This is a genomic window from Proteinivorax tanatarense, from assembly GCF_040267685.1.
GTDB classification, from domain to species: Bacteria; Bacillota; Proteinivoracia; order Proteinivoracales; family Proteinivoracaceae; genus Proteinivorax; species Proteinivorax tanatarense.
Map to the genome: position 1 here is coordinate 1,154,737 of NZ_CP158367.1, position 21,192 is coordinate 1,175,928.

The window sequence follows — 21,192 nt, forward strand, 5'->3', positions numbered from 1 at the left end:
AGGAAACAAAGTGCAAACGTGCAATTTATTGCAGGGGGGATGATTAGTTGTTTCATTGTAATAAAAAATAGCGAACTTTTAACACAAATAAAAAAACCCTATAAATCGAGGGTTTTTTTCATCTTTATACATGTAAAATCTATTTTATCAAATAATAGATTTAGGTAGTTTTTGTGGAAAGTAATGTTGGCATGGATATTGCATTTTAAATGTAATGTACAAAAAATGAAGGAGGGTGTTAGGTTATGAAAATCTTTGAGATGATGGAAAAAGAGGGACATGAACAATTGGTTTTTAACCAAGAGAAAATTTCTGGTTTAAAAGCCTTGGTAGCTATTCATGATACAACTTTAGGTCCGGCATTAGGTGGTTGTCGAATGTGGAATTATGACACTGAAGAAGAGGCGATTACCGATGTGCTAAGACTTTCAAAGGGTATGACATATAAGTCTGGAGCTACAGGCACTGATTACGGTGGTGGCAAATCGCTTATATGGGGAGATCCTCAAAAAGATAAAAGTGAAGCGCTATTTAGAGCTTTTGGGCGCTACATAGATGTATTCAAAGGTAGATTCATGACTGGTACTGATGTGGGTACTACATTTCATGACTTCATTATAGCAAGGAAAGAAACTCAGTATGTTGGGGCTTTGCCAGAAGAATATGGTGGTGGAGGAAATTCCTCTATAATAACCGCTTTTGGAACATGGAGGGGTATAAAAGCAGCTTGCAAGGAATCTTTTGGGACAGATGACCTGTCAGGAAGGACAGTTGCGGTACAAGGCCTAGGTAAAGTTGGCTATTTCTTGGTCAAACACCTTATAGAAGAAGGTGCGAAGGTTATAGGGACTGATATAGTTGATGCTCATATCGATAAAGTCAAGTCGGATTTTCCGCAAGTTGAAATTGTTAAGCCTGATGAGATATATTCAGTAGAGTGTGACGTATTCTCCCCAAATGCTTTAGGGGCCATTGTTAATGATGAAAATATTGATAAATTCAAATGCAAGGTAATAGCAGGTGCAGCAAATAATCAGCTAGCAGAATCTCGTCATGGAAAAGTTTTAGCTGATAAAGGGATACTTTTTGCCCCTGATTTCGTAGTTAATGCAGGTGGCCTTATCCAAGTAGCTGATGAATTAGAAGGATATAACAAAGGTAGGGCATATAACAAAGCATCAACTATTTATGATATGCTGATTCAAATTTTTGACATAGCAAGAGAAGAAAACATTATTCCAAATGAAGCAGCTGTTAAATTAGTTGATCAAAGATTAGAAACCATTGGTAGAATTTCTAGAACCTATAAATAAGGGTGGCTATAATTATGAATGATTTAAAAGTTCTAGCAATAAACCCAGGGTCTACTTCCACTAAACTTGCCTATTTTAGTGGGGCAAAAATAATAAAAAAACATTCAGTAGATCATAATGCTAATGTAATTAAAAATTATGATAAGATTGTTGATCAGTTGGATTTTAGACTTGAAGCGATAGAAAACTGGTTAGACTCTGAGGGAATTACTAACTTAGACTGTGTAGTTGGGCGAGGTGGGTTGCTAAAACCTATGCCTAGTGGAACATATACAGTTTCAGAAGAACTTAAAAAAGATTTAAAAATTGGCGTTCAAGGGGAACATGCTTCGAACCTTGGTGGTTTGATAGCTGATAGGATTGCTAAGAAAAATAGTGTGCCTGCTTTCATAGTAGATCCTGTGGCGGTAGATGAGTTTGATGATATCGCAAGGATTTCAGGCATGCCTGAAATAGATAGAAGAAGCTTGTTGCACGCTTTAAACATTAAAGCTGTTGCTCATAGAGCTTCTAAAGATCTTAATAAAGATGTAAAAGACTTAAATGTAATCATAGCTCACCTTGGTGGAGGAATATCCATAGTACCTTTAACTAATGGAAGAATGATTGATGTGAACAATGCTAATGAATATGGACCCTTTTCTCCAGAAAGGAGTGGCGGACTACCAGTAGGTGACCTTGTAAAGCTTGCGTTTAGTGGAAAATATGATCTTGCTACAATAAAGAAAAAGATTACTCGCGAAGGTGGACTGGTTGGCTACTTAGGTACAAATGATGCTAGAGATGTAGAAAAAATGATTGTTGATGGAGATAAGAAAGCAGAGCTTATTTATAAAGCAATGGCTTATCAAATATCAAAAGAAATTGCTGCTATGGCAACAGTCTTGCAAGGAAATGCGGAAAATATAATACTTACAGGTGGGTTAAGTTACTCTGATATGTTGGTTGATATGATTAAGGAACATACAGAGTTTATTGCTCCTATTTTGGTTTACCCTGGAGAAGATGAAATGACAGCGTTATGTGAAGGTGCATTGAGGGTGTTGACAGGAGAAGAAAAAGCTAAAACATATTAATATTTTAAGGAGGTGAAGGTTTTGATAAAAACCATAAAAGGAATAATTGAACAAGCAAAATCTGTAGAAAAACAGACACTTGCAGTTGCTGCAGCGGAAGACAAGGATGTCTTAGGAGCTGTAACTGAGTCTGTAGAAATGGGCATTGTAGAGGCAATTTTAGTAGGTGATAAAAAACAAATTGAAAAAATTGCCACCAGTGAAGGTTATAACTTAGAAAAATTGGAGGTTATTGACGAACCAAATAAAGTTCAAGCAGCTAGAAAGGCTGTTGAACTAGTTTCCTCCCAAAAAGCTGACTTGGTTATGAAAGGTCTTTTAGGAACAGCTGATATACTAAGGGCTGTTTTGGACAAGGAAATAGGGCTTCGTACAGGGAAAATATTAAGTCATGTTGCTGCTTTAGAGGTAAGTGGATTTGAGAAATTGTTTTTATTAACAGATGGAGCAATGAATATTGCACCAGATTTAAAGCAAAAAATGCAAATAACACAAAATGCAGTAGAGGTAGCTAAGGCTCTAGGCATTGAGAAACCCAAAGTTGCACCTTTAGCTGCAGTAGAAGTTGTTAATCCAGATATGCAGCCATGCCTTGATGCGGCAGCATTATCACAAATGGCTCAAAGAGGACAAATCAAAGATGCAACAGTAGATGGGCCATTAGCACTTGACAATGCTGTGTCGGCTGAAGCGGCAAAGCATAAAGGGATTGATAGTCCAGTTGCGGGCAATGCCGATATTTTGTTAGTGCCAAATATCGATGCTGGTAACGTTCTTTATAAATCAATGGTTTACTTTGCTCGCGCTGAAACTGCGGGTGTTATAGCAGGAGCTAAAGCACCAGTAGTTTTAACATCTAGAGCAGACACTCATCAAGCTAAGCTAAATGCAATTGCTTTAGGAGTATTAGTAGCCGCTAACCGCTAGGCAATTAACTTAGCGTTAGTATAAATTTAAAACATTTAAATTAAGGGAGGATTTATTATGAAAATCTTTAAGTACATGGAAACTTATGACTATGAGCAGTTAGTCCTTTGTCATGACAAGACATCTGGTTTAAAAGCTATTATCGCAATTCATGACACTACACTGGGTCCGGCATTAGGTGGTACAAGAATGTGGAACTATGATACAGAGGAAGAAGCTATAGAAGATGCATTAAGATTAGCTAAAGGAATGACATACAAAGCTGCAGCTGCTGGTCTAAACCTAGGTGGCGGTAAAACAGTTATTTGGGGTGATCCTAACGCTGATAAATCTGAAGAACTATGGAGAGCTTTCGGTCGCTATGTTCAAAGTTTAAATGGACGCTACATTACAGCTGCTGATGTAGGAACTGGAGTAGCAGACCTAGATATTGTAAAGGAAGAAACAGACCATGTTACAGGTGTTTCTGAATCTCATGGCTCTAGTGGGGATCCATCTCCCAAAACTGCTTATGGTACGTTTAGAGGTATCCTGGCAAGCGCTAACGAAGCTTGGGGCTCTGACAGCCTAGAAGGTAAGGTTGTTGCTGTACAAGGTGTTGGAAAAGTTGGCTATTATCTATGTCAATACTTACATGAAGCTGGTGCTAAACTAATTGTTTCTGACATTAACCAAGAAGCTATAGATAGAGTAGTAAATGAATTTGGTGCAGAAGTTGTAGAGCCAGATGCGATTTACGGTGTAGAATGTGATATCTATGCTCCTACAGCATTAGGTGCTACTGTTAACGACGACACTATTCCACAATTTAAGTGCAAAATTATTGCTGGTGCAGCTAATAATGTTCTTAAAGAAGAGCGCCACGGAGATGTTATACATGAAAAAGGAATTCTTTACGCTCCAGACTATGTAATCAATGCTGGTGGATTGATGAATGTTGCTGACGAAGTAAAAGGATACAATGAAGAAAGAGCAATGGAGAAGATTGCTACAATTTATGATAATATCAAGAGAGTATATGCAATTGCTAAGAGAGACAACATTCCGTCATATAAAGCTGCTGATAAAATGGCAGAAGAGAGAATTGAAAATCTAGGAAGAGTTAGAAGCACTTTCTTAAACAAATAAACTAGTTAGGAGAGTTGACTAGCTGTCAACTCTCCATTATTAAAAGGAGGTAATGAAAATTGACAGAAGCTTATAGAATATTAACCATAAATCCAGGCTCTACCTCCACCAAAATTGCAGTATTTGAAGGTGATAATCCACTTTTCGAGGAGACTTTGCGTCATAGTGCGGAGGAAATAGCAAAGTATGATTCAATTATTGATCAGTATGAATTTAGAAAAGAAGTTATACTAAATAGTCTCGACAGTCAGGGTATTAACTTAAGCAAACTTTCTGCTGTTGTTGGAAGAGGTGGATTACTTGCGCCTATGGCAGGGGGCACTTATGAAGTTAATGAAAAAATGTTAGAGGATTTAAAAGTGGGTATATTAGGCCAACATGCATCTAACCTAGGTGGAATTATTGCTAATGAAATAGCTAAACAGTTGAATATATCTGCTTACATTGTAGACCCTGTTGTAGTAGATGAGATGGAAGATGTAGCTAGAATTTCAGGTATGCCAGAAATTGAAAGAAAAAGTATTTTGCATGCGTTAAACCAAAAAGCTGTTGCAAGAAGGGCTGCGGAAGAGTTAGGTGGAGATTATAAAGATTTTAACCTAATCGTTGCCCATATGGGTGGTGGTGTTTCTGTGGGAGCCCATAAAAGTGGTAAGGTAGTAGATGTTAACAATGCATTAGATGGAGAAGGACCTTTTTCGCCAGAACGCAGTGGAGGATTGCCGGTTGGTGATTTAGTAAAGCTTTGTTTCTCTGGAAGATTTACCCAAGAAGAAATTAAGAAGAAAATTACTGGAAAAGGTGGCTTAGTTGCCTACTTAGGTTCAAATGATGGCAGAGAAATTCAAGAGATGGTAGATAGTGGAGATAAAAAGGCTGCTTTGGTTTACGAAGCTATGGCTTATCAAATCGCTAAAGAAATAGGTAGTTGTGCGGCCGTTCTAAAAGGTGAAGTAGATGGTGTAGTTCTTACTGGTGGCCTTGCTTATGATAAAGGGCTGGTTAAGTGGATAAGTGATAGAGTTGACTTTATCGGCAAAGTTATGACTTATCCAGGTGAAGATGAAATGTTGGCCTTAGCTGAAGGTGGGCTTCGAGTGTTGCAAGGAAAAGAAAAAGCCCAAACTTACACAGGGTAGTCATGAAAGTATATATTTTTTGTGGGGAGTATGGCAGTGGCAAAACTCAAGTGTCGGTAAACTACAGCATTCATCTTGCCAAAAACTTTGATGTTTCCATAGTGGATTTAGATATTGTTAACCCTTATTTTCGAGCTAGGGATAACACCAAAAAGCTCGAAAATAAGGGTGTAAAGGTTATATTTAATAAGCACCTAGCACAAGCTGACTTGCCAGCCCTTCCACCTGAGGTTGTCTCTTCTTTTAATAAAGAAGATAGTATTTCTGTTTTTGATGTTGGTGGTGATGATGGCTCAGTAGTTTTAGGTAGATATTCAAATAACTTAAAAAACATAGAGTACGAACTTTTTATGGTGGTGAATGGGAATAGACCTTTTACCTCTACTGTTGAAGGTATAACAGAGCTAAAAGAAAGGATAGAAAAGCTTTCTAAGCTCAAAGTTACAGCTTTAATAAACAACACTAATGTAGGTGAGTTAACTGAACCTGAACAAATAATAGAGGGTGAAAAATTAACTTATAAAGCTGCAGAAGAAATTGGTGTGCCAGTGGCTTTTACAGCTGTTAGAGGAGATTTAGTAACTAAAGTTGAGGAAAATCTAAAAGCGGATATTTTCCCGTTAGAGATTGAATACAAACTACCTTGGTTATAACAATAAAAGGAGGTAAGTTAAGTGGCTAAAGGAAAAAGTAGAGTTGTTTTTAATGAAGATTTATGTAAAGGTTGTGAACTTTGTAATACTGTTTGTCCAACAAAAATTGTTATTATGGACAAAGGTAGAATTAACAAAAAAGGTTACACACCAGCAACTGTAAATGAGATGGACAAATGTATTGGCTGTGCTATGTGTGCTAGAATCTGTCCAGACTCAGTTATTGAAGTTGAAAAAGAAAAATAAAATTAATATAGGGAGGTTTTAAAATGGGAAAAACGTTAATGAAGGGTAACGAAGCCATAGGCGAAGCTGCTATTAAGGCAGGTTGTCGTTATTTTTTCGGATATCCAATAACACCACAAAATGAAATACCAGCATATTTAGCGCGTCGTCTACCAAAAGAAAATGGCGTATTTTTACAAGCGGAAAGTGAAGTTTCTGCAATAAACATGGTTTATGGTGCTTCAGGGGCAGGAGCGCGAGTTATGACTTCTTCTTCAAGTCCAGGAATTAGTTTAAAGACCGAGGGCATTTCTTATATAGCAGGTGCACAATTACCTTGTGTAATTGTTAATATTGTAAGAGGTGGTCCAGGTCTAGGTGGTATCCAACCCGCACAGTCAGACTATTTCCAGGCAGTAAAAGGTGGCGGACATGGAGATTATCGCGTAGTTGTTCTAGCTCCTTCTACAGTTCAAGAGTTAGTTGACTTAACAATGGATGCTTTTGAAATTGCTGACTACTATAGAAACCCTGTAATGATTCTGGGTGATGGAATATTAGGTCAGATGATGGAACCTGTTGAGTTTAAACCTCTTAATAAAAGAGATAGCAAAGAGAAGACTTGGGCTACAACTGGCATGAAAGATAGAGAGCAAAATGTTATTAACTCTCTACACATGGACCCTGAAGGTCTAGAAAACCATAACATTGATCTTCAAGAGAAATATGCTGAAATCACAGATAAGGAAGCCAAATCTGAAAGTTATAAAACAGAAGATGCAGACATTGTAATCACAGCTTATGGCACTACTTCTAGAATTTGTAGAACAGCTATAGATCAATTAAGAGAAGAAGGTATAAAAGTAGGTATGATTAGACCTATTACACTGTGGCCATTCCCAGCGGATGCTTTTGAAGATGTAATAGACTCAGCATCTAAGTTTCTAACTGTTGAAATGAGCTTAGGCCAGATGGTGGAAGATGTTAAACTAGCCGTTGATGGAAGAAAGCCTGTAGAGTTTTATGGAAGAACAGGCGGAATGATACCTTCAGTTGAGGAAGTAAAAGAAAAAGTTAAAGAACTAGTGGGGGGTGAAAAATAATGTCTATGGTTAAAGTTTGGGAAAAACCAGAAAGCTTAACTGATAAAGTAATGCACTATTGCCCAGGTTGTACCCACGGTATTATACACAAAATTACCGCTGAGGTCATGGATGAGTTAGGAATAAGAGATAAAACAATTGGAGTTGCCCCAGTAGGGTGTTCTGTATTGGCATACAACTACTTTAATTGTGACATGCAACAAGCTGCCCATGGTAGAGCTCCTGCTGTTGCTACAGGGATAAAGAGAGTTAATCCTGATAACGCAGTATTTACTTATCAAGGTGACGGAGATTTAGCTTCTATCGGAGCGGCGGAGATAGTACATGCTGCTGCTAGAGGCGAGAAAATTACTACGGTTTTTGTAAATAATGCAATTTATGGCATGACCGGAGGTCAAATGGCGCCAACCTCATTGGAAAAACAGGTTACTACAACTTCTCCATATGGTAGAGATCTAGATCATGCTGGTCATCCTATAAAAGTATCTGAGATGCTTTCTACACTGCCAGGTGCTGTTTATATAGAAAGAGTTTCTGTTCATGACGTTCCTCATATCCTTAAAGCTAAAAAAGCAATTAAAAAAGCTTTTGAGTACCAGCTAGAAGGTAAAGGGTTCACATTGGTAGAAGTTTTATCAACTTGTCCTACAAACTGGGGTATCGACCCTGTTGAATCTCTTGATTGGTTAAAAGATAATATGTTACCGTACTATCCGTTAGGTAACTTTAGATCTCCAGAAAAGGAGGGCAAATAATATGTTAGAAATCATTATGGCAGGTTTTGGTGGTCAAGGTGTTATGTCCATGGGTCAGCTTATAACCTATTCTGGAATGATTGAGGATAAAGAGGTATCTTGGATGCCTTCATATGGTCCAGAAATGCGTGGCGGAACAGCAAATTGTACAGTAGTTGTATCAGAAAATCCTATCGGTTCACCGGTGGTAACTGAACCTGATGTGGTTATAGCTATGAATTTACCTTCATTGGACAAATTTGAATCTCAGGTTAAGCCAGGCGGGGTTCTTATTGTAAACTCTTCTCTAATAGAAAGAAAGTGTGAAAGAGATGATATTACGGTTATCGAAGTGCCAGCCAATGACATAGCAAACGAATTAGGAAGCAGTAAAATAGCTAACATGGTAGTTTTAGGATCTCTTATTGCTCAAACTAATGTCGTTAAAAAAGATTCCGTTATAGGAGCACTAAAAAAGGTGCTACCAGAACATCGCCACAACTTAATTCCTCTAAATGAGCAAGCTATAGATAAAGGTTCCGAATACTGTAAATAAAGTTAGAACATCTAGGATGATGAATCCTAGATGTTTTTTTTGGGTGCGCTCAGCGTGTGCGTTAACTCGGGAACCACTAGCCGAAGGCAAAGGTGTTTGCCGGTAGGTGGATATGAACAGCTTCCATTGGGAATGTTATGGATTGGGAAGGAAGGTCAAAATCTTAATTGGCCACGAAAACGTCGATACTTGCTCATTCTGCTGGGCCAAAGGGCTGGACTTGAAACTAGATGTGATGCTGGGTCTTTAAGTCAATTATAAAAGAAAAAGTTGATAGCTGTAGTGAACTTTCATAGCTACCTATGAGTCTATTAAGATGAAAGGGTATACAGGCAAATACGTATTAGTAAGAGATTATGTTAGAGACCTCAAAAAAGAACAAACAAGAAGTGACTATGAGGTTTGAAACCTCTCTAGGGTTACAAGCACAAGTTGACTGCAAGTTAAAAAAAGAAATAGTTTGGGGATTTTAAAGTATTTATTTTTCTTTTAGGGGAAATATATACTCATGTCAGGAGGTCTAATAATGGAAAATGATGTTGTAAACTTATTTAAAGACTTGGTTAATATTGATAGTCCTTCTTTTAAAGAAGGAGAGTTGGCTAAGATACTAACTTCTAAGTTGGAAGAGCTGAATTTTAAAGTAGAACTAGAAGAGCATGAGGGTACAGTAAATATAATAGCAAAAAGGAATGGGGAAGGGGAACCTATATTACTAAGCTCCCATATGGATACTGTTTTATCTAATAAAGGGGTTAAAATCATAGAAGAAAAAGGACAAATAAAAACCGATGGAAATACTATTTTAGGGGCTGATGATAAAGCTGGAATTGCCGCCATATTAACAGGCATTAAACATGCAGTTTCTAAAAATAAGGATTTAATATCTCTAGTAGTAGTGTTTACTTATGGCGAAGAAGTAGGGTTAAATGGAGCCAAAAGAGTTGAAAAAGATAGGATTGGCGCTAAATATGGTTATGTTTTTGATAGCGGGGGGGATGTCGGGATAGCAATAAATAAAGCTCCCTCTGAGATTGACTTTACTGCAGAAATCATTGGCAAAGAAGCCCATAGCGGAGTTAATCCAGAAGATGGTGTTGATGCCATAAAAATAGCTGGTCACATAATATCAGCACTAGACCTAGGAAAGATAGATGAGGAAACCACCGCCAATATTGGAGTGATAAAAGGTGGGGAAATGACTAACGTAATATGTCCATTAGTCGAATTAAAAGGTGAAGTTAGAAGCCATGATTTTAGCAAAACAAAGAAAATAGCACAAGAATTTAAGGAAGTATTTGATAAAAATGCTCAAAAATATGGTGGGAAAGTTGAATTTAAAAAAGAAATAGCTTATAAAGATTTTTACTTAGATAAAGAGCAGGAAGTAGTAAAATATCTTGAAAGAAATCTGAGAGAGTTGGGTAGGAAACTAGAGTTGAAATCTAGGGGAGGGGGAAGTGATGCCAACGTATTTAACGAAAAAGGAATTCCCACATTAAATCTTGCGGTAGGAATGACAAATGGACATACTACAGAAGAATTTGTAACTGTCGAAAACTTAGTCATGGCAAGTAAACTTGTGGAAAAGCTAGTTGAAAAGGAGAGTAGAAGTGGTTAACAAAGAGATAAAGGTAATAAAGGATATTATTCAGGAGAAAGTCAATTTACAGACTGTATTATTTACTTCAGGAGATAAGGGGTACAATTACCCCTTTTTATCGGGAAAAGTAAAGCAAGGGGATGAAGTTTTAGTCAACACAACTGCTGTTGATTTAAAGCTAGGTACTGGAGGGTACCATTTTGTAATAGCTAAATATCCTTTTGAAAAAGAAAAGAAAAAGAGTAAAGGGCATATCATGAAACTTAGATATACCCCATTACAGTTCAAAACATATCCTATAGAAGAACAATTAGGCAAACAATTAGATTATATATCTTTAAAAGGAACAATTGTAATAACAGCAGAACTGCATAGCATGTTAGCTCCAATAGTGTTATCATTAAAAAAGCTAAATGCTAAAGTTAAGGTAGCTTATGTTATGACTGATAGCGGCTCCTTAAGCGCAACCCATAGTAACTCAGTTACCTTACTAAAAAAACATAAGTTAATCGAGGGGGTAATAACTTCTGGTCATAGTTTTGGTGGAGATTTAGAAGCTATAAACCCTATTTCTGGAATACAAGGTGCGAAAATAGCTTATGATGCTGATGTTATTGTTGTTAGCATGGGTCCAGGCATTGTAGGTACAGGCACACAATTCGGATTTACAGGTATAGAGCAGAGTTATTTATCGGACTTGGCACAAAACATAGGTTGCACTGTCTACCCAGCTATACGACTAAGTTTTATAGATTCTCGCAAAAGACATCGTGGGTTAAGCCATCACTATCTAACTAATTTTGGATATTTATGTAATGGCAGATTTGACATTGTGCTACCTAAAATGGCTAGAAAAAAAACTAAATTTGTATTATCTCAAATAAAAAAGCATAATATAAGTAAAAAACACCACTTGAATATCGCAAATGGTGTTAATATAAGTGATATTAGCAAAGAGTTCCAAATACCCCTAAGTAGCATGGGCAAGGGTTATGATGAAAATCGGGATTTCTTTAATGGACTTACATCATTAGGTAGATATGTATCTAGCTTTTATTAGAGTGTGAAAGCCATAATTTCAAAGTTCCTACTTTGTTTTCCAAATTCCTCAAGAAAACACGAAACTCTTTACAATTACCTCGAAAATATATTCCTTTGTTGTCGGAGTGATAATGCATAAAACCTCCTCCTTAACTTATTTAATTTTTACTAATACTTATTACAAACAACAACGAAATATACAAAAAAATAAAAAATAAAAAAATATAAAATGGTTATATTATAAAATGAAATAGCATAGAATTTTGGTATAGTGAGGAGGGGATAACTATGCCGTTAAAATATTTAATAAGCAGGTATATAAAAGAAAATGCTTTTATATATTATTTTTTGACTTTAATTTTAGTACTAGGTATAGCGTTTGGAGCAGTAATGGTTAATCGATTACCTAATGAATTTTCAGAACCATTAGCTGATGAACTACATTTTTACTTTGAAGTGTTAGAAGAAAGACCGGATTTAGAAAGAAGAGAACTTTTATGGCAATCATTTACTTCAAATGCTAAGTTTATACTCATTTGTTGGTTGCTCGGACTTACAATAATTGGAATACCTATAGTTGTTTTTATGGTTTTTAGCAGAGGAATGGTGTTAGGTTTTACAGTAGCATTTCTATTTGAACAAGCCTCCATCAGGGGTATGGTATTTTCGATTTTGGCTATACTTCCTCAAAATATACTTGTTTTACCTGGTATATTGGTTGCTTCTGTGGCTAGTTTATCTTTTTCTTGGGTATTAATTATGAAGGTTGTTAAGAATAAAAATATACATGTCCTTCCCCACCTTAGAAACTATAGTATACTATGCGCAATAACTTTGCTAGTAATGCTAGCGGCAGCGGTTATTGAAGCATATATTACACCATCCATACTGAGACTAATTGTACCGATGATGATTTAAAGGAAAAACAATGCATGCAAAGTTATGCATACTGTGCATAAGGATTCACTATAAGAACCCTGAACGCCCAATTCAACTCAATAAAATTTGGCACAATAATTGCAAATATATTAATATTGAGCAGGCAAAAAAGGTCTGCATGAACTATCACTTATTGAAAGTGGAGTAAATAATACATAAAAGGGGGCATTCCGATGCTTGTAGGTGTACCTAAGGAGATTAAACCAAATGAAAGTAGAATTGCAATTACTCCTGCTGGTGTAGTGAGTATGGTTAAAGCTGGACATGAAGTTATTATTGAAAATAATGGCGGATTGGGAAGTGGTTTTACAAACGAAGATTATGAAAAAGCCGGAGCAAAAATACTTCCAACAGCTAAAGAAGTTTGGACTAAGGCAGAAATGATTATGAAAGTTAAAGAACCTCTTGAGTCTGAATATGAATTATTCCAAGAAAATCAAATTTTATTTACCTACCTTCACTTAGCTGCAGAAAAACCATTAACAGAAGCTTTGATGAAGAAAAAGGTTGTTGCAATTGCTTATGAGACAGTAGAAGAAGCTGATGGATCATTACCGCTACTAACTCCTATGAGTGAAGTGGCGGGCAGAATGGCCACCCAAATGGGATCAAGGTTTTTAGAAAAACCCAATGGTGGCGCTGGAGTACTTATGGGTGGTGTGCCTGGAGTAAGACCAGCTGAAGTAACAGTTATTGGCGGCGGTGTAGTAGGAACTAATGCTGCTAAAATAGCTCATGGGATGGGAGCTAATGTAACTATTTTGGATATAGATGCTGAAAGGTTACGTTATTTAGATGATATTTTCCATGGAAACATTAACACATTAATGTCTAACCCTCTAAATATCGAAGAATGCGCTAAAAGGTCTGATCTATTAATTGGTGGAGTGCTAATTCCGGGAGCAAAAGCCCCTAAGTTGGTAACTAAAGAAATGGTTAGTCAGATGAAAGAGGGTTCTGTTATAGTTGACGTTGCTATAGACCAAGGTGGTTCTATTGAAACCATCGATAGAGTTACAACTCATGCAAATCCAACTTATGTAGTTGATGGTGTTGTTCACTATTCAGTTGCTAATATGCCTGGAGCTGTTCCAAGAACTTCGACAATAGCGCTAACAAATGTTACTATGCCTTATGCTGTTGCTATTGCAAGCAAAGGTTGGAGAAAAGCTATTGATGATGATGCAAGGTTAGTTCCAGGAGTTAATGTTGTTAATGGAAAACTTGTATATAAGCCTGTTGCCGATGGCTTAGACTTACCATATACTTCTTTAGAAGAAGCGATAAACTAATAATTGAAACCACTCCGATAAATATTGGAGTGGTTTTTCATTACATGTGGTGTTTATAATTAGGATTATTATGAGTAACATGAGCCACAAAGAAAAAATACAGTCCTTTATACAAACAAAGAAAGGAGGCCAGCCCTCCTTTCACTTAGTTTCCATATTTTTTGTACTTGTTTTCAGGTGCGCCACAAACTGGACATTTTTCTTTAGGATTGCCAGGATGAGTATGACCGCATACACCGCAAACATAAACTGAAGAATGTTGGTAATCTTTTTTCTCGTCAACCTTGTTTTTAGCTTCTAAAAATAAGTCTGCATGGCCCTTTTCTACTTCCCTTGCCCAATGAAAAGAACGTTTAGCTTCGTTTTCTTTTTGTTGTTCAGCAGTAGGGATAAATGTTGCATACATTTGATCGACCTCCCAAAGTTCTCCTTCCCGTGCAGCTTTAAGGTTTTCTGAAGTGCTAGCTGATCCAAAACCACCCATTGCCGGAACTAGTTGGTCACCGTGTATATTTTTGTGAACATTAAAATGATTTTGAGCATGGATTTTTTCAGAGTTTGCCACTGCTTCAAACAAGGTTGCTACATTTGGGAACCCATCCTTTCCTGCTACTTGGCCCCAGAAACTATATCTCATATAAGCCTGACTTTCACCGGCGAATGCTGAGCGTAAATTGGCGGCAGTCATGTTATCATCTTTTACCATTTGTTAGTCACCTCTTTTACATATTTATTTAATTTTCCCCTTTTAAACGATTACTTATTCAACCTTAGAATGAAAATGTTTTTAAAACATAAATTTTAATAGGATAATATATATTATAGGGGGGATGGTAAAAATGAAAGTTATTTGCGTAAAGGTATCAACAAGAATTTTTTGGAACATGTTAGCTATTTTTTTTATTTGTGTCAACATGATAGTCTATCTTTATAATCCAGTAGCGACACAAAGTGTTATGACTATTGTTGATAACGATAGTTTGATTTTAAGAGTGATTATACACTTGCAAAAATTTTACACAATAGGTTATTAATGTTTCTGTTTAAAGCAGGAAATATCTTTTTGACATTGAATATTATAAAGGTGTATTATGTAGTTAGGGTGTTGAAAGTAAGGAGAGATTTAAGTTGGATACAGACAAAAAAAATAGTGCAGTTATTCTAGGTTCTAATTATTACATAGCATTAAATGCAATGCGGGCTTTAGGAAAAAAAGGAATTAAAGTTATTGGTGTTGATTATAACAAAAAGGATGCCTATGCCTTATCTTCTAAATATTGCTCGGAAGAGTTAATATTACCTCATTATAAATACAAAAAAAATGAATTTATTGAAGGTCTTATAGATTTTGCAAAGGAAGAACATTCTAAACCTGTTCTGATACCATGTGCCGACCCCTATGTGGAAGTTATAGATGAGTTTAGAGATGAACTTCTAAAATATTATTTACTACCACCTATAGAAAAGGGGTTAACTGTCAACCTTTTAAATAAAGATTCATTACATGATATAGCAAGAGAACATGATGTTAAGGTGCCAGAAATAATTTGGCTTAAAGATAATGATATATTAAGAGAAGTTGAAAAAAAGTTTGGGTACCCTTGTTTACTTAAACCTGCAAACTCCCATCAATTTGTTGAAACCTTTAGACAAAAAATGTTTATAGCAAATAATAAAGAAGAACTAGATGAAGCGATTAAAAAAGTTGAAGAAAAAGGGATTGAAGCGTTTGTTCAGAGAATAATTCCAGGTCCTGATAGTAATATGCATACATTCGATTGCTATATAGATACCAGTGGAGAAGTTTCTCACTATACAACATGTCAAAAAAAGAGACAGTATCCCATAAATTATGGGGCTTCTGTTTACACAGGTCAAAAATATTTTCCAGAACTTTACGATATTGGAGCAAGCTTTTTAAAAGAAATTGGCTACAGAGGTTTTGCAGAAATTGAATTTAAAAAAGATGAAGAAAGCAAAGATTTTTATCTAATAGAAGTAAATGTTCGATTAACAAACTTTGACGTATTGCTACAAAAAATTGACTTAAATATGCCTTATATTATGTACAAAGATTTGGTGGGGGAACCACTAAAACCTAAGGCAATAAAAGATGATACAAATGTTCACTTTTGGTATGCATATGAAGATATTTTGGCTATAAGGAATTATCTAAAAACAGGTCAACTATCTTTAAAAGACATATTGGTTTCTTTAAAACACAGGAAAGCCTATGCAATATGGAGTGTTAAAGATCCTATTCCTTTTATAAAGTTTAGTCAGAAGATTTTTAAAAAGGTTATTAACAAAATAAAAAAGTAAATTAGTATAGGGGGGGTATAATGAAAGAACAAGTAGCTGATTATTTAGATTATCTAAAGGTGGAAAGAGGCTTAGCAGACAATACTTTAGAAAGCTATAAAAGGGATTTAAACAAGTTTATGACTTTTTTAAATAAACAAGGTTTCTCATGTTGGAAAGATATAACGAGGCAGCAAATCATAAGTTATCTTTTAGAACTTCAAACCTTGGGGATGGCTTCGTCTACTGTTTCAAGAAACTTAGCTTCAATTAGATCTTTTTTTAGTTATTTGAACTTTGAGAACTTGTTACAAAAAGACCCTGCTTCTGATCTAGATTCACCAAAGATAGATAAAAAACTGCCTAAGGTTATCTCTACAGAAGAAGTTGAAACTCTTCTTAATCAACCAGATTTGAATGATAAATCTGGAATTCGAGATAAGGCAATGCTGGAGCTATTGTATGCCACAGGGTTGAGGGTATCTGAAATGATTGCCCTTGATATAAATGATGTAAATTTAGACTTAGGTTTTTTAAAATGTTTTGGGAAAGGATCTAAAGAGAGAATAGTGCCCCTTGGTAAGCTGTCAATAGAATATTTAAAGATGTACATAGAGAATTCAAGGGGGAAGCTTATAAAGAATATAAACCAACAAGCACTTTTTGTTAACTTTCATGGCAATAGGTTAACACGACAAGGCTTTTGGAAAATATTAAAAAAGTATTCTAAACAAGGGGATATACATGCTGATATAACACCCCATACTTTGCGACATTCTTTTGCAACTCACCTTTTGGAAAATGGTGCAGACCTTCGTTCGGTGCAAGAAATGTTGGGTCATGCAGACATTTCAACAACTCAAGTTTATACCCATGTTACACAAAAGAGACTAAAGCAAGTGCATAAAGAATTTCACCCTAGAGCTTAGTCTCTTTTTTTATAAGAAGATGTAAGACGTCTACAAACCTAAAAGGAGGAAAAAATATGAAGAAAATAAATAGGGCAATATTAATAGTGCTGGATAGCGTTGGTATTGGAGCTTTACCTGACGCTGATCAATACAATGATGAGGGGGCAAATACTCTAGCTAATATTGCGAAAGAAGTTGGAGGTCTAAATGTACCCACGCTAGAGAAACTAGGGCTAGGAAACATCCATCCTATACAAGGAGTTAAAGAACAAAAGCATCCATTAGCATCTTATGGAAAAATGGATGAAAAGTCTCCTGGTAAAGACACAACTACAGGGCATTGGGAGATGGCTGGTGTAGTGTTGAAGCATCCATTCCCTGTGTACCCTGATGGTTTTCCGCAAGAGATTATAGGAGAGTTTGAAGAAAAAATAGGGACAAAGACCTTAGGAAATAAAGTGGCTTCAGGAACAAAAATTATCGAAGAATTAGGGGCTGAGCATCAGAAAACAGGCTATCCTATTGTTTATACTTCCGCAGACAGTGTTTTTCAAATAGCAGCTCATGAAGAGGTTATTCCTTTAGAGAAACTTTATGATATGTGTGCTATTGCTCGTAAAATGCTTCAGGGTAAACATGGCGTTGGGAGGGTTATAGCAAGACCCTTTATCGGGAAAAATGGAGAGTTTCAAAGGACAGCAAATAGAAAGGATTATTCTTTGGTGCCACCTGAAGAGACTGTTTTACAGACCCTTCAAAGTCATGGAAAAGAAGTTATAGGAATAGGTAAGATAAATGACATTTATGCTGGGTTGGGGATAACTAAATCCTATAAATCAAAATCTAATTCTGAAGGATTAGAAATAACCTTAGACAAAATTAAAGAAAACAACAGTGGGCTAATCATGTTAAACTTAGTTGACTTTGATATGTTGTATGGACATAGAAATGATGTGAAAGGATATGCAAAAGCTTTAGAAGAGGCTGATGGAATGATTAATGACCTTATTGCATATCTTAAGGAAGATGATTTGCTAATTTTAACTGCTGATCACGGATGTGATCCCACCCATCAAGGAACAGATCATACAAGGGAATATGCACCGTTGCTGGTATATGGAAAAAATCATGTTCCTAAGGATCTAGGAGTTAGAGAAGGATTTACAGATGTCGCTCAAACGCTATCAGAAATTTTTTCTTTAGAAAAAGATTTCTCTGGAAATAGTATATTAGATTAAGGGAGATGATGTTATGGAGGAAATGGTGAAGTTACAACAAGCAAAACAATTTATAGCTGATAAGATTGATTTTGTTCCTGAAGTCGGGCTGATCTTAGGGTCTGGGCTAGGAGTACTAGCGGAGGAAATAGAGGAATCGGTAAAAATTCCTTACTCAGAAATTCCCAACTTTCCTGTTTCTACAGTTAGTGGACATGCGGGGCAATTAGTTTTAGGTCGGTTAGGAGGAAAAAATGTAATTGCAATGCAGGGAAGGTTCCATTTTTATGAAGGTTACAGACAACAAGAACTTACATTACCTGTTAGAGTTATGCGCCTTTTGGGAACCGAAAAAGTTATAATTACTAATGCAGCTGGTGGGGTTAATAAGGATTTTAAAGTAGGACAACTTATGCTAATTGAAGATCATATTAACCTAACAGGAAGCAACCCGCTAATTGGAAAAAATTTAGATCACCTAGGACCTAGGTTTCCTGATATGTCACAAGCATACAATCCTGAGCTCAAAAAAATAGCTGACGATGCAGCTCAGAAGCTAGATATTAACCTCAGAAAGGGCGTTTATGCAGGCTTTTCAGGTCCAAATTATGAAACGCCTTCAGAAATTAAAATGTGTCGCAAATTAGGTGCAGATGCAGCTGGCATGTCAACAGTTCCTGAAGTAACAGTTGCCGTTCATTGTGGTATGGAGGTTTTGGGCATATCATGCATAACTAATATGGCTGCAGGAATATTAGATGTAAAACTTGATCACAAAGAGGTGATTGAAGTTACTCAAAAAGTAAGAAAAGATTTTATTAAGTTGGTAAAAGAAATTTTAAATCAAATGTAAGGAGGGGTACTATGAATTTATTAGAAAGAATAAGTGAAGCGGGGAGATTTATTAAATCTAAAACCAACTATACTCCTGAAGTGGGACTAATATTAGGATCTGGGTTAGGAAAGTTAGCTGATGAAATTCAAAACTCTGTTAAAATAAAATATACTGATATTCCTTACTTTCCTCAATCAACTGTTGAGGGCCATGCTGGACAGTTAATAATTGGGAAGCTTGAAGGGAAGGTTGTTGTTGCCTTACAAGGAAGATTTCACTACTATGAAGGTTATACAATGCAAGAAGTTACATTTCCTGTTTATGTAATGAAAGAACTTGGGATTCAAGTACTAGTAGCAACTAATGCATGTGGGGGGTTAAGTGAAAAATTTTCTGCTGGAGATTTGATGGTTATCGAAGATCATATTAACACCTATTGGACTAACCCGTTAATAGGTTCTAACTTTGAACAGCTTGGGCCAAGATTCCCGGATATGTCCGAGGCATACAATAAAGATTTTATAAAACTTTTAGAGAAAGTTGCTGATAGCCAAGGAGTTAACATACAAAAAGGTGTTTATGCACCTATAACTGGCCCTAGTTATTCAACGAAGGCAGAGTTAAAAATGTTAATTACTTTAGGGGCTGATACTGTTGGCATGTCAACTGTACCTGAAGTTATAGTTGCCAATTATTTAGGGTTAAAAGTGTTGGGGATATCCTGTATAACAGATATGGCTATACCCGATAATTTACATCCCCCGACCCATGAACAAGTAGTTAAAATAGCAACTGAAACAAGACCAAAATTTATTGATCTTGTTAAAGGTTGGCTAAAGGAGGTGAAGATATAGTGCGTGCTTATGATATAATTTATAAAAAAAGGCAAGGGTTAGAGTTAACCAAGGCTGAGATTGAATTTTTAATATCAGGCTATAATAACGGAGAAATTCCTGACTACCAAATTTCCGCATTCGCTATGGCCGTTTTTTTTCAAGGGATGACCTCTAGAGAAACTGCGGACTTGACTGAAAGTATTATAAACTCTGGCGATAAAATAGATTTTTCTAAAATAGAGGGGATTAAAGTAGATAAGCATTCTACTGGCGGAGTTGGTGATACCGTTAGTTTGATTATTGCTCCTATTATTGCATATTTTGGCGCACCTTTTGCTAAAATGTCTGGTAGGGGGTTAGGTCATACAGGAGGCACTCTAGATAAACTAGAATCTATTGAGGGGTTTAATATTAACCTTACAAGCAAAGAGTTTATAGAAAAGGTAAATAAAAATAAAGTAGCTGTTATGGGTCAAACTGCTAAACTAGCTCCTGCTGATGGTAAACTGTATAGCTTAAGAGATGTGACAGCGACAGTTGATAGCGTCCCTTTAATTGCAAGTTCTATAATGAGCAAAAAGCTGGCCGCTGGAGCTGATGGAATAGTGCTAGATGTTAAAACAGGTGACGGTGCTTTTATGAAGTCAATTGACGACTCATTTAAGTTGGCGGAAGAAATGGTTGACATTGGAAATCACTTGGATAAAGAAACCATTGCTCTAGTGACCAACATGAACCAACCTTTAGGTGAAGCTATTGGAAATTCCCTTGAAGTTATTGAAGCATTTGAAACTTTAAAGGGGAGGGGGCCAAAAGACTTAACTGATCTCTGTATTACTGTAGCAGGGCATATGCTGGTAATTGCAAAGATTTTTGATAACAATAAATTAGCAGAGAATGAAGTAAGAGAAGTTATAGAAAAGGGAAAATCATTAGATAAGATGAAAGAATTTATTGCAGGGCAAGGTGGAAATTCTAGGGTTGTCGATAACTATGACTTGTTACCTGTAGCCCAATATAAGCATCAATTAGAAAGCCCTGCAGAAGGGTATATATCAAAAATTGAAGCAGAAGAACTGGGTAAAATAGCCATGATGTTGGGAGCAGGACGAGCAGTTATAACTGACTCTATTGATCACAGTGTTGGTATAAAAGTTCATAAAAAGCAAGGAGATAGAATTAAAAAAGGTGAACATATAGCTACAATTTATTCTAATGAAGACAAATTAAACTCAAATATTGAAAAAAGAACTATCGATAGCTTTCACGTTACTCCTACCAAAGTGGAAAAAGAGCCATTGATTTATGGAGTTGTAACTAAAGAAGGTATAAAAAAATAGCATAATTCCTCTCTAACGGTATA

General features: G+C 36.1%; 23 protein-coding genes. 22 read left to right on the forward strand and 1 reads right to left on the reverse strand.

What is annotated here, in order from left to right; genetic code table 11:
- Positions 1 to 245: 245 nt before the first annotated feature.
- The 15 genes from PRVXT_RS05620 (at position 246) to ald (ending at position 13,729) form a co-directional block, all read left to right on the forward strand.
- Positions 246 to 1,313 carry a Leu/Phe/Val dehydrogenase gene (locus tag PRVXT_RS05620; protein ID WP_350344688.1) on the forward strand — a complete coding sequence of 356 codons (1,068 nt, stop codon included), beginning with the start codon at positions 246 to 248 and terminating at the stop codon, positions 1,311 to 1,313.
- 14 nt (positions 1,314 to 1,327) lie between these two features.
- Entirely contained in the window at positions 1,328 to 2,389 is a 1,062-nt protein-coding gene (buk, locus tag PRVXT_RS05625; protein ID WP_350344689.1) for a butyrate kinase, read from the forward strand.
- 21 nt (positions 2,390 to 2,410) lie between these two features.
- A complete protein-coding gene (gene ptb, locus PRVXT_RS05630; RefSeq protein WP_350344690.1) occupies positions 2,411 to 3,316 on the forward strand; it encodes a phosphate butyryltransferase in 906 nt (301 codons plus the stop codon).
- A 57-nt stretch (positions 3,317 to 3,373) separates the two neighbouring features.
- On the forward strand, positions 3,374 to 4,444 hold the full coding sequence (locus PRVXT_RS05635) for a Leu/Phe/Val dehydrogenase (RefSeq protein WP_350344691.1): 1,071 nt from the start codon (positions 3,374 to 3,376) through the stop codon (positions 4,442 to 4,444).
- Between the two features lie 59 nt (positions 4,445 to 4,503).
- The gene (buk, locus tag PRVXT_RS05640) at positions 4,504 to 5,583 is read left to right on the forward strand and encodes a butyrate kinase (protein WP_350344692.1); all 1,080 of its coding nucleotides are present in this window, start codon (positions 4,504 to 4,506) and stop codon (positions 5,581 to 5,583) included.
- A 2-nt stretch (positions 5,584 to 5,585) separates the two neighbouring features.
- Positions 5,586 to 6,236: an ATP-binding protein gene (locus PRVXT_RS05645; RefSeq protein ID WP_350344693.1), complete on the forward strand. Its 651-nt coding sequence runs from the start codon at positions 5,586 to 5,588 to the stop codon at positions 6,234 to 6,236.
- A gap of 21 nt (positions 6,237 to 6,257) precedes the next feature.
- Positions 6,258 to 6,482: a 4Fe-4S binding protein gene (locus tag PRVXT_RS05650; protein ID WP_350344694.1), complete on the forward strand. Its 225-nt coding sequence runs from the start codon at positions 6,258 to 6,260 to the stop codon at positions 6,480 to 6,482.
- Positions 6,483 to 6,505: 23 nt separating this feature from the next.
- Complete coding sequence (locus tag PRVXT_RS05655; RefSeq protein WP_350344695.1) at positions 6,506 to 7,564, forward strand: 3-methyl-2-oxobutanoate dehydrogenase subunit VorB; 1,059 nt, start codon at positions 6,506 to 6,508, stop codon at positions 7,562 to 7,564.
- A 5-nt stretch (positions 7,565 to 7,569) separates the two neighbouring features.
- Positions 7,570 to 8,319, forward strand: a complete 750-nt coding sequence (locus tag PRVXT_RS05660) for a thiamine pyrophosphate-dependent enzyme (RefSeq protein WP_350345118.1) — start codon at positions 7,570 to 7,572, stop codon at positions 8,317 to 8,319.
- 1 nt (position 8,320) lies between these two features.
- Complete coding sequence (locus PRVXT_RS05665; RefSeq protein ID WP_350344696.1) at positions 8,321 to 8,854, forward strand: 2-oxoacid:acceptor oxidoreductase family protein; 534 nt, start codon at positions 8,321 to 8,323, stop codon at positions 8,852 to 8,854.
- Between the two features lie 54 nt (positions 8,855 to 8,908).
- Positions 8,909 to 9,115: a hypothetical protein gene (locus tag PRVXT_RS05670; protein ID WP_350344697.1), complete on the forward strand. Its 207-nt coding sequence runs from the start codon at positions 8,909 to 8,911 to the stop codon at positions 9,113 to 9,115.
- Positions 9,116 to 9,380: 265 nt separating this feature from the next.
- Positions 9,381 to 10,475 (forward strand): M20/M25/M40 family metallo-hydrolase, encoded by a 1,095-nt coding sequence (locus PRVXT_RS05675; protein WP_350344698.1) that lies wholly within the window; start codon positions 9,381 to 9,383, stop codon positions 10,473 to 10,475.
- The gene (locus tag PRVXT_RS05680) at positions 10,468 to 11,517 is read left to right on the forward strand and encodes a DUF3866 family protein (protein ID WP_350344699.1); all 1,050 of its coding nucleotides are present in this window, start codon (positions 10,468 to 10,470) and stop codon (positions 11,515 to 11,517) included. Before PRVXT_RS05675 ends, PRVXT_RS05680 begins: the two co-directional genes overlap by 8 nt.
- Positions 11,518 to 11,786: 269 nt before the next feature.
- The gene (gene spoIIM, locus PRVXT_RS05685) at positions 11,787 to 12,416 is read left to right on the forward strand and encodes a stage II sporulation protein M (protein ID WP_350344700.1); all 630 of its coding nucleotides are present in this window, start codon (positions 11,787 to 11,789) and stop codon (positions 12,414 to 12,416) included.
- Positions 12,417 to 12,610: 194 nt separating this feature from the next.
- Positions 12,611 to 13,729: an alanine dehydrogenase gene (gene ald / locus PRVXT_RS05690; protein WP_350344701.1), complete on the forward strand. Its 1,119-nt coding sequence runs from the start codon at positions 12,611 to 12,613 to the stop codon at positions 13,727 to 13,729.
- A gap of 145 nt (positions 13,730 to 13,874) precedes the next feature.
- Here ald and PRVXT_RS05695 read toward each other — a convergent pair whose 3' ends face one another.
- A complete protein-coding gene (locus PRVXT_RS05695) occupies positions 13,875 to 14,435 on the reverse strand; it encodes a rubrerythrin family protein (RefSeq protein WP_350344702.1) in 561 nt (186 codons plus the stop codon).
- A gap of 133 nt (positions 14,436 to 14,568) precedes the next feature.
- Between PRVXT_RS05695 and PRVXT_RS05700 the strand changes: the two genes are divergently transcribed.
- From PRVXT_RS05700 to PRVXT_RS05730, 7 genes are all read left to right on the forward strand, one after another.
- Complete coding sequence (locus PRVXT_RS05700) at positions 14,569 to 14,763, forward strand: hypothetical protein (protein WP_350344703.1); 195 nt, start codon at positions 14,569 to 14,571, stop codon at positions 14,761 to 14,763.
- A 94-nt stretch (positions 14,764 to 14,857) separates the two neighbouring features.
- Entirely contained in the window at positions 14,858 to 16,051 is a 1,194-nt protein-coding gene (locus PRVXT_RS05705) for a carboxylate--amine ligase (protein ID WP_350344704.1), read from the forward strand.
- Positions 16,052 to 16,071: 20 nt separating this feature from the next.
- A complete protein-coding gene (gene xerD, locus PRVXT_RS05710; protein WP_350344705.1) occupies positions 16,072 to 16,959 on the forward strand; it encodes a site-specific tyrosine recombinase XerD in 888 nt (295 codons plus the stop codon).
- 65 nt (positions 16,960 to 17,024) lie between these two features.
- Positions 17,025 to 18,179: a phosphopentomutase gene (locus PRVXT_RS05715; protein WP_350345119.1), complete on the forward strand. Its 1,155-nt coding sequence runs from the start codon at positions 17,025 to 17,027 to the stop codon at positions 18,177 to 18,179.
- 13 nt (positions 18,180 to 18,192) lie between these two features.
- On the forward strand, positions 18,193 to 19,011 hold the full coding sequence (locus PRVXT_RS05720; protein ID WP_350344706.1) for a purine-nucleoside phosphorylase: 819 nt from the start codon (positions 18,193 to 18,195) through the stop codon (positions 19,009 to 19,011).
- Between the two features lie 11 nt (positions 19,012 to 19,022).
- Positions 19,023 to 19,847, forward strand: coding sequence for a purine-nucleoside phosphorylase (locus PRVXT_RS05725; RefSeq protein WP_350344707.1), 825 nt, complete (start codon positions 19,023 to 19,025; stop codon positions 19,845 to 19,847).
- Positions 19,847 to 21,169, forward strand: a complete 1,323-nt coding sequence (locus PRVXT_RS05730; RefSeq protein WP_350344708.1) for a pyrimidine-nucleoside phosphorylase — start codon at positions 19,847 to 19,849, stop codon at positions 21,167 to 21,169. Before PRVXT_RS05725 ends, PRVXT_RS05730 begins: the two co-directional genes overlap by 1 nt.
- The last annotated feature ends 23 nt before the right edge of the window (positions 21,170 to 21,192 follow it).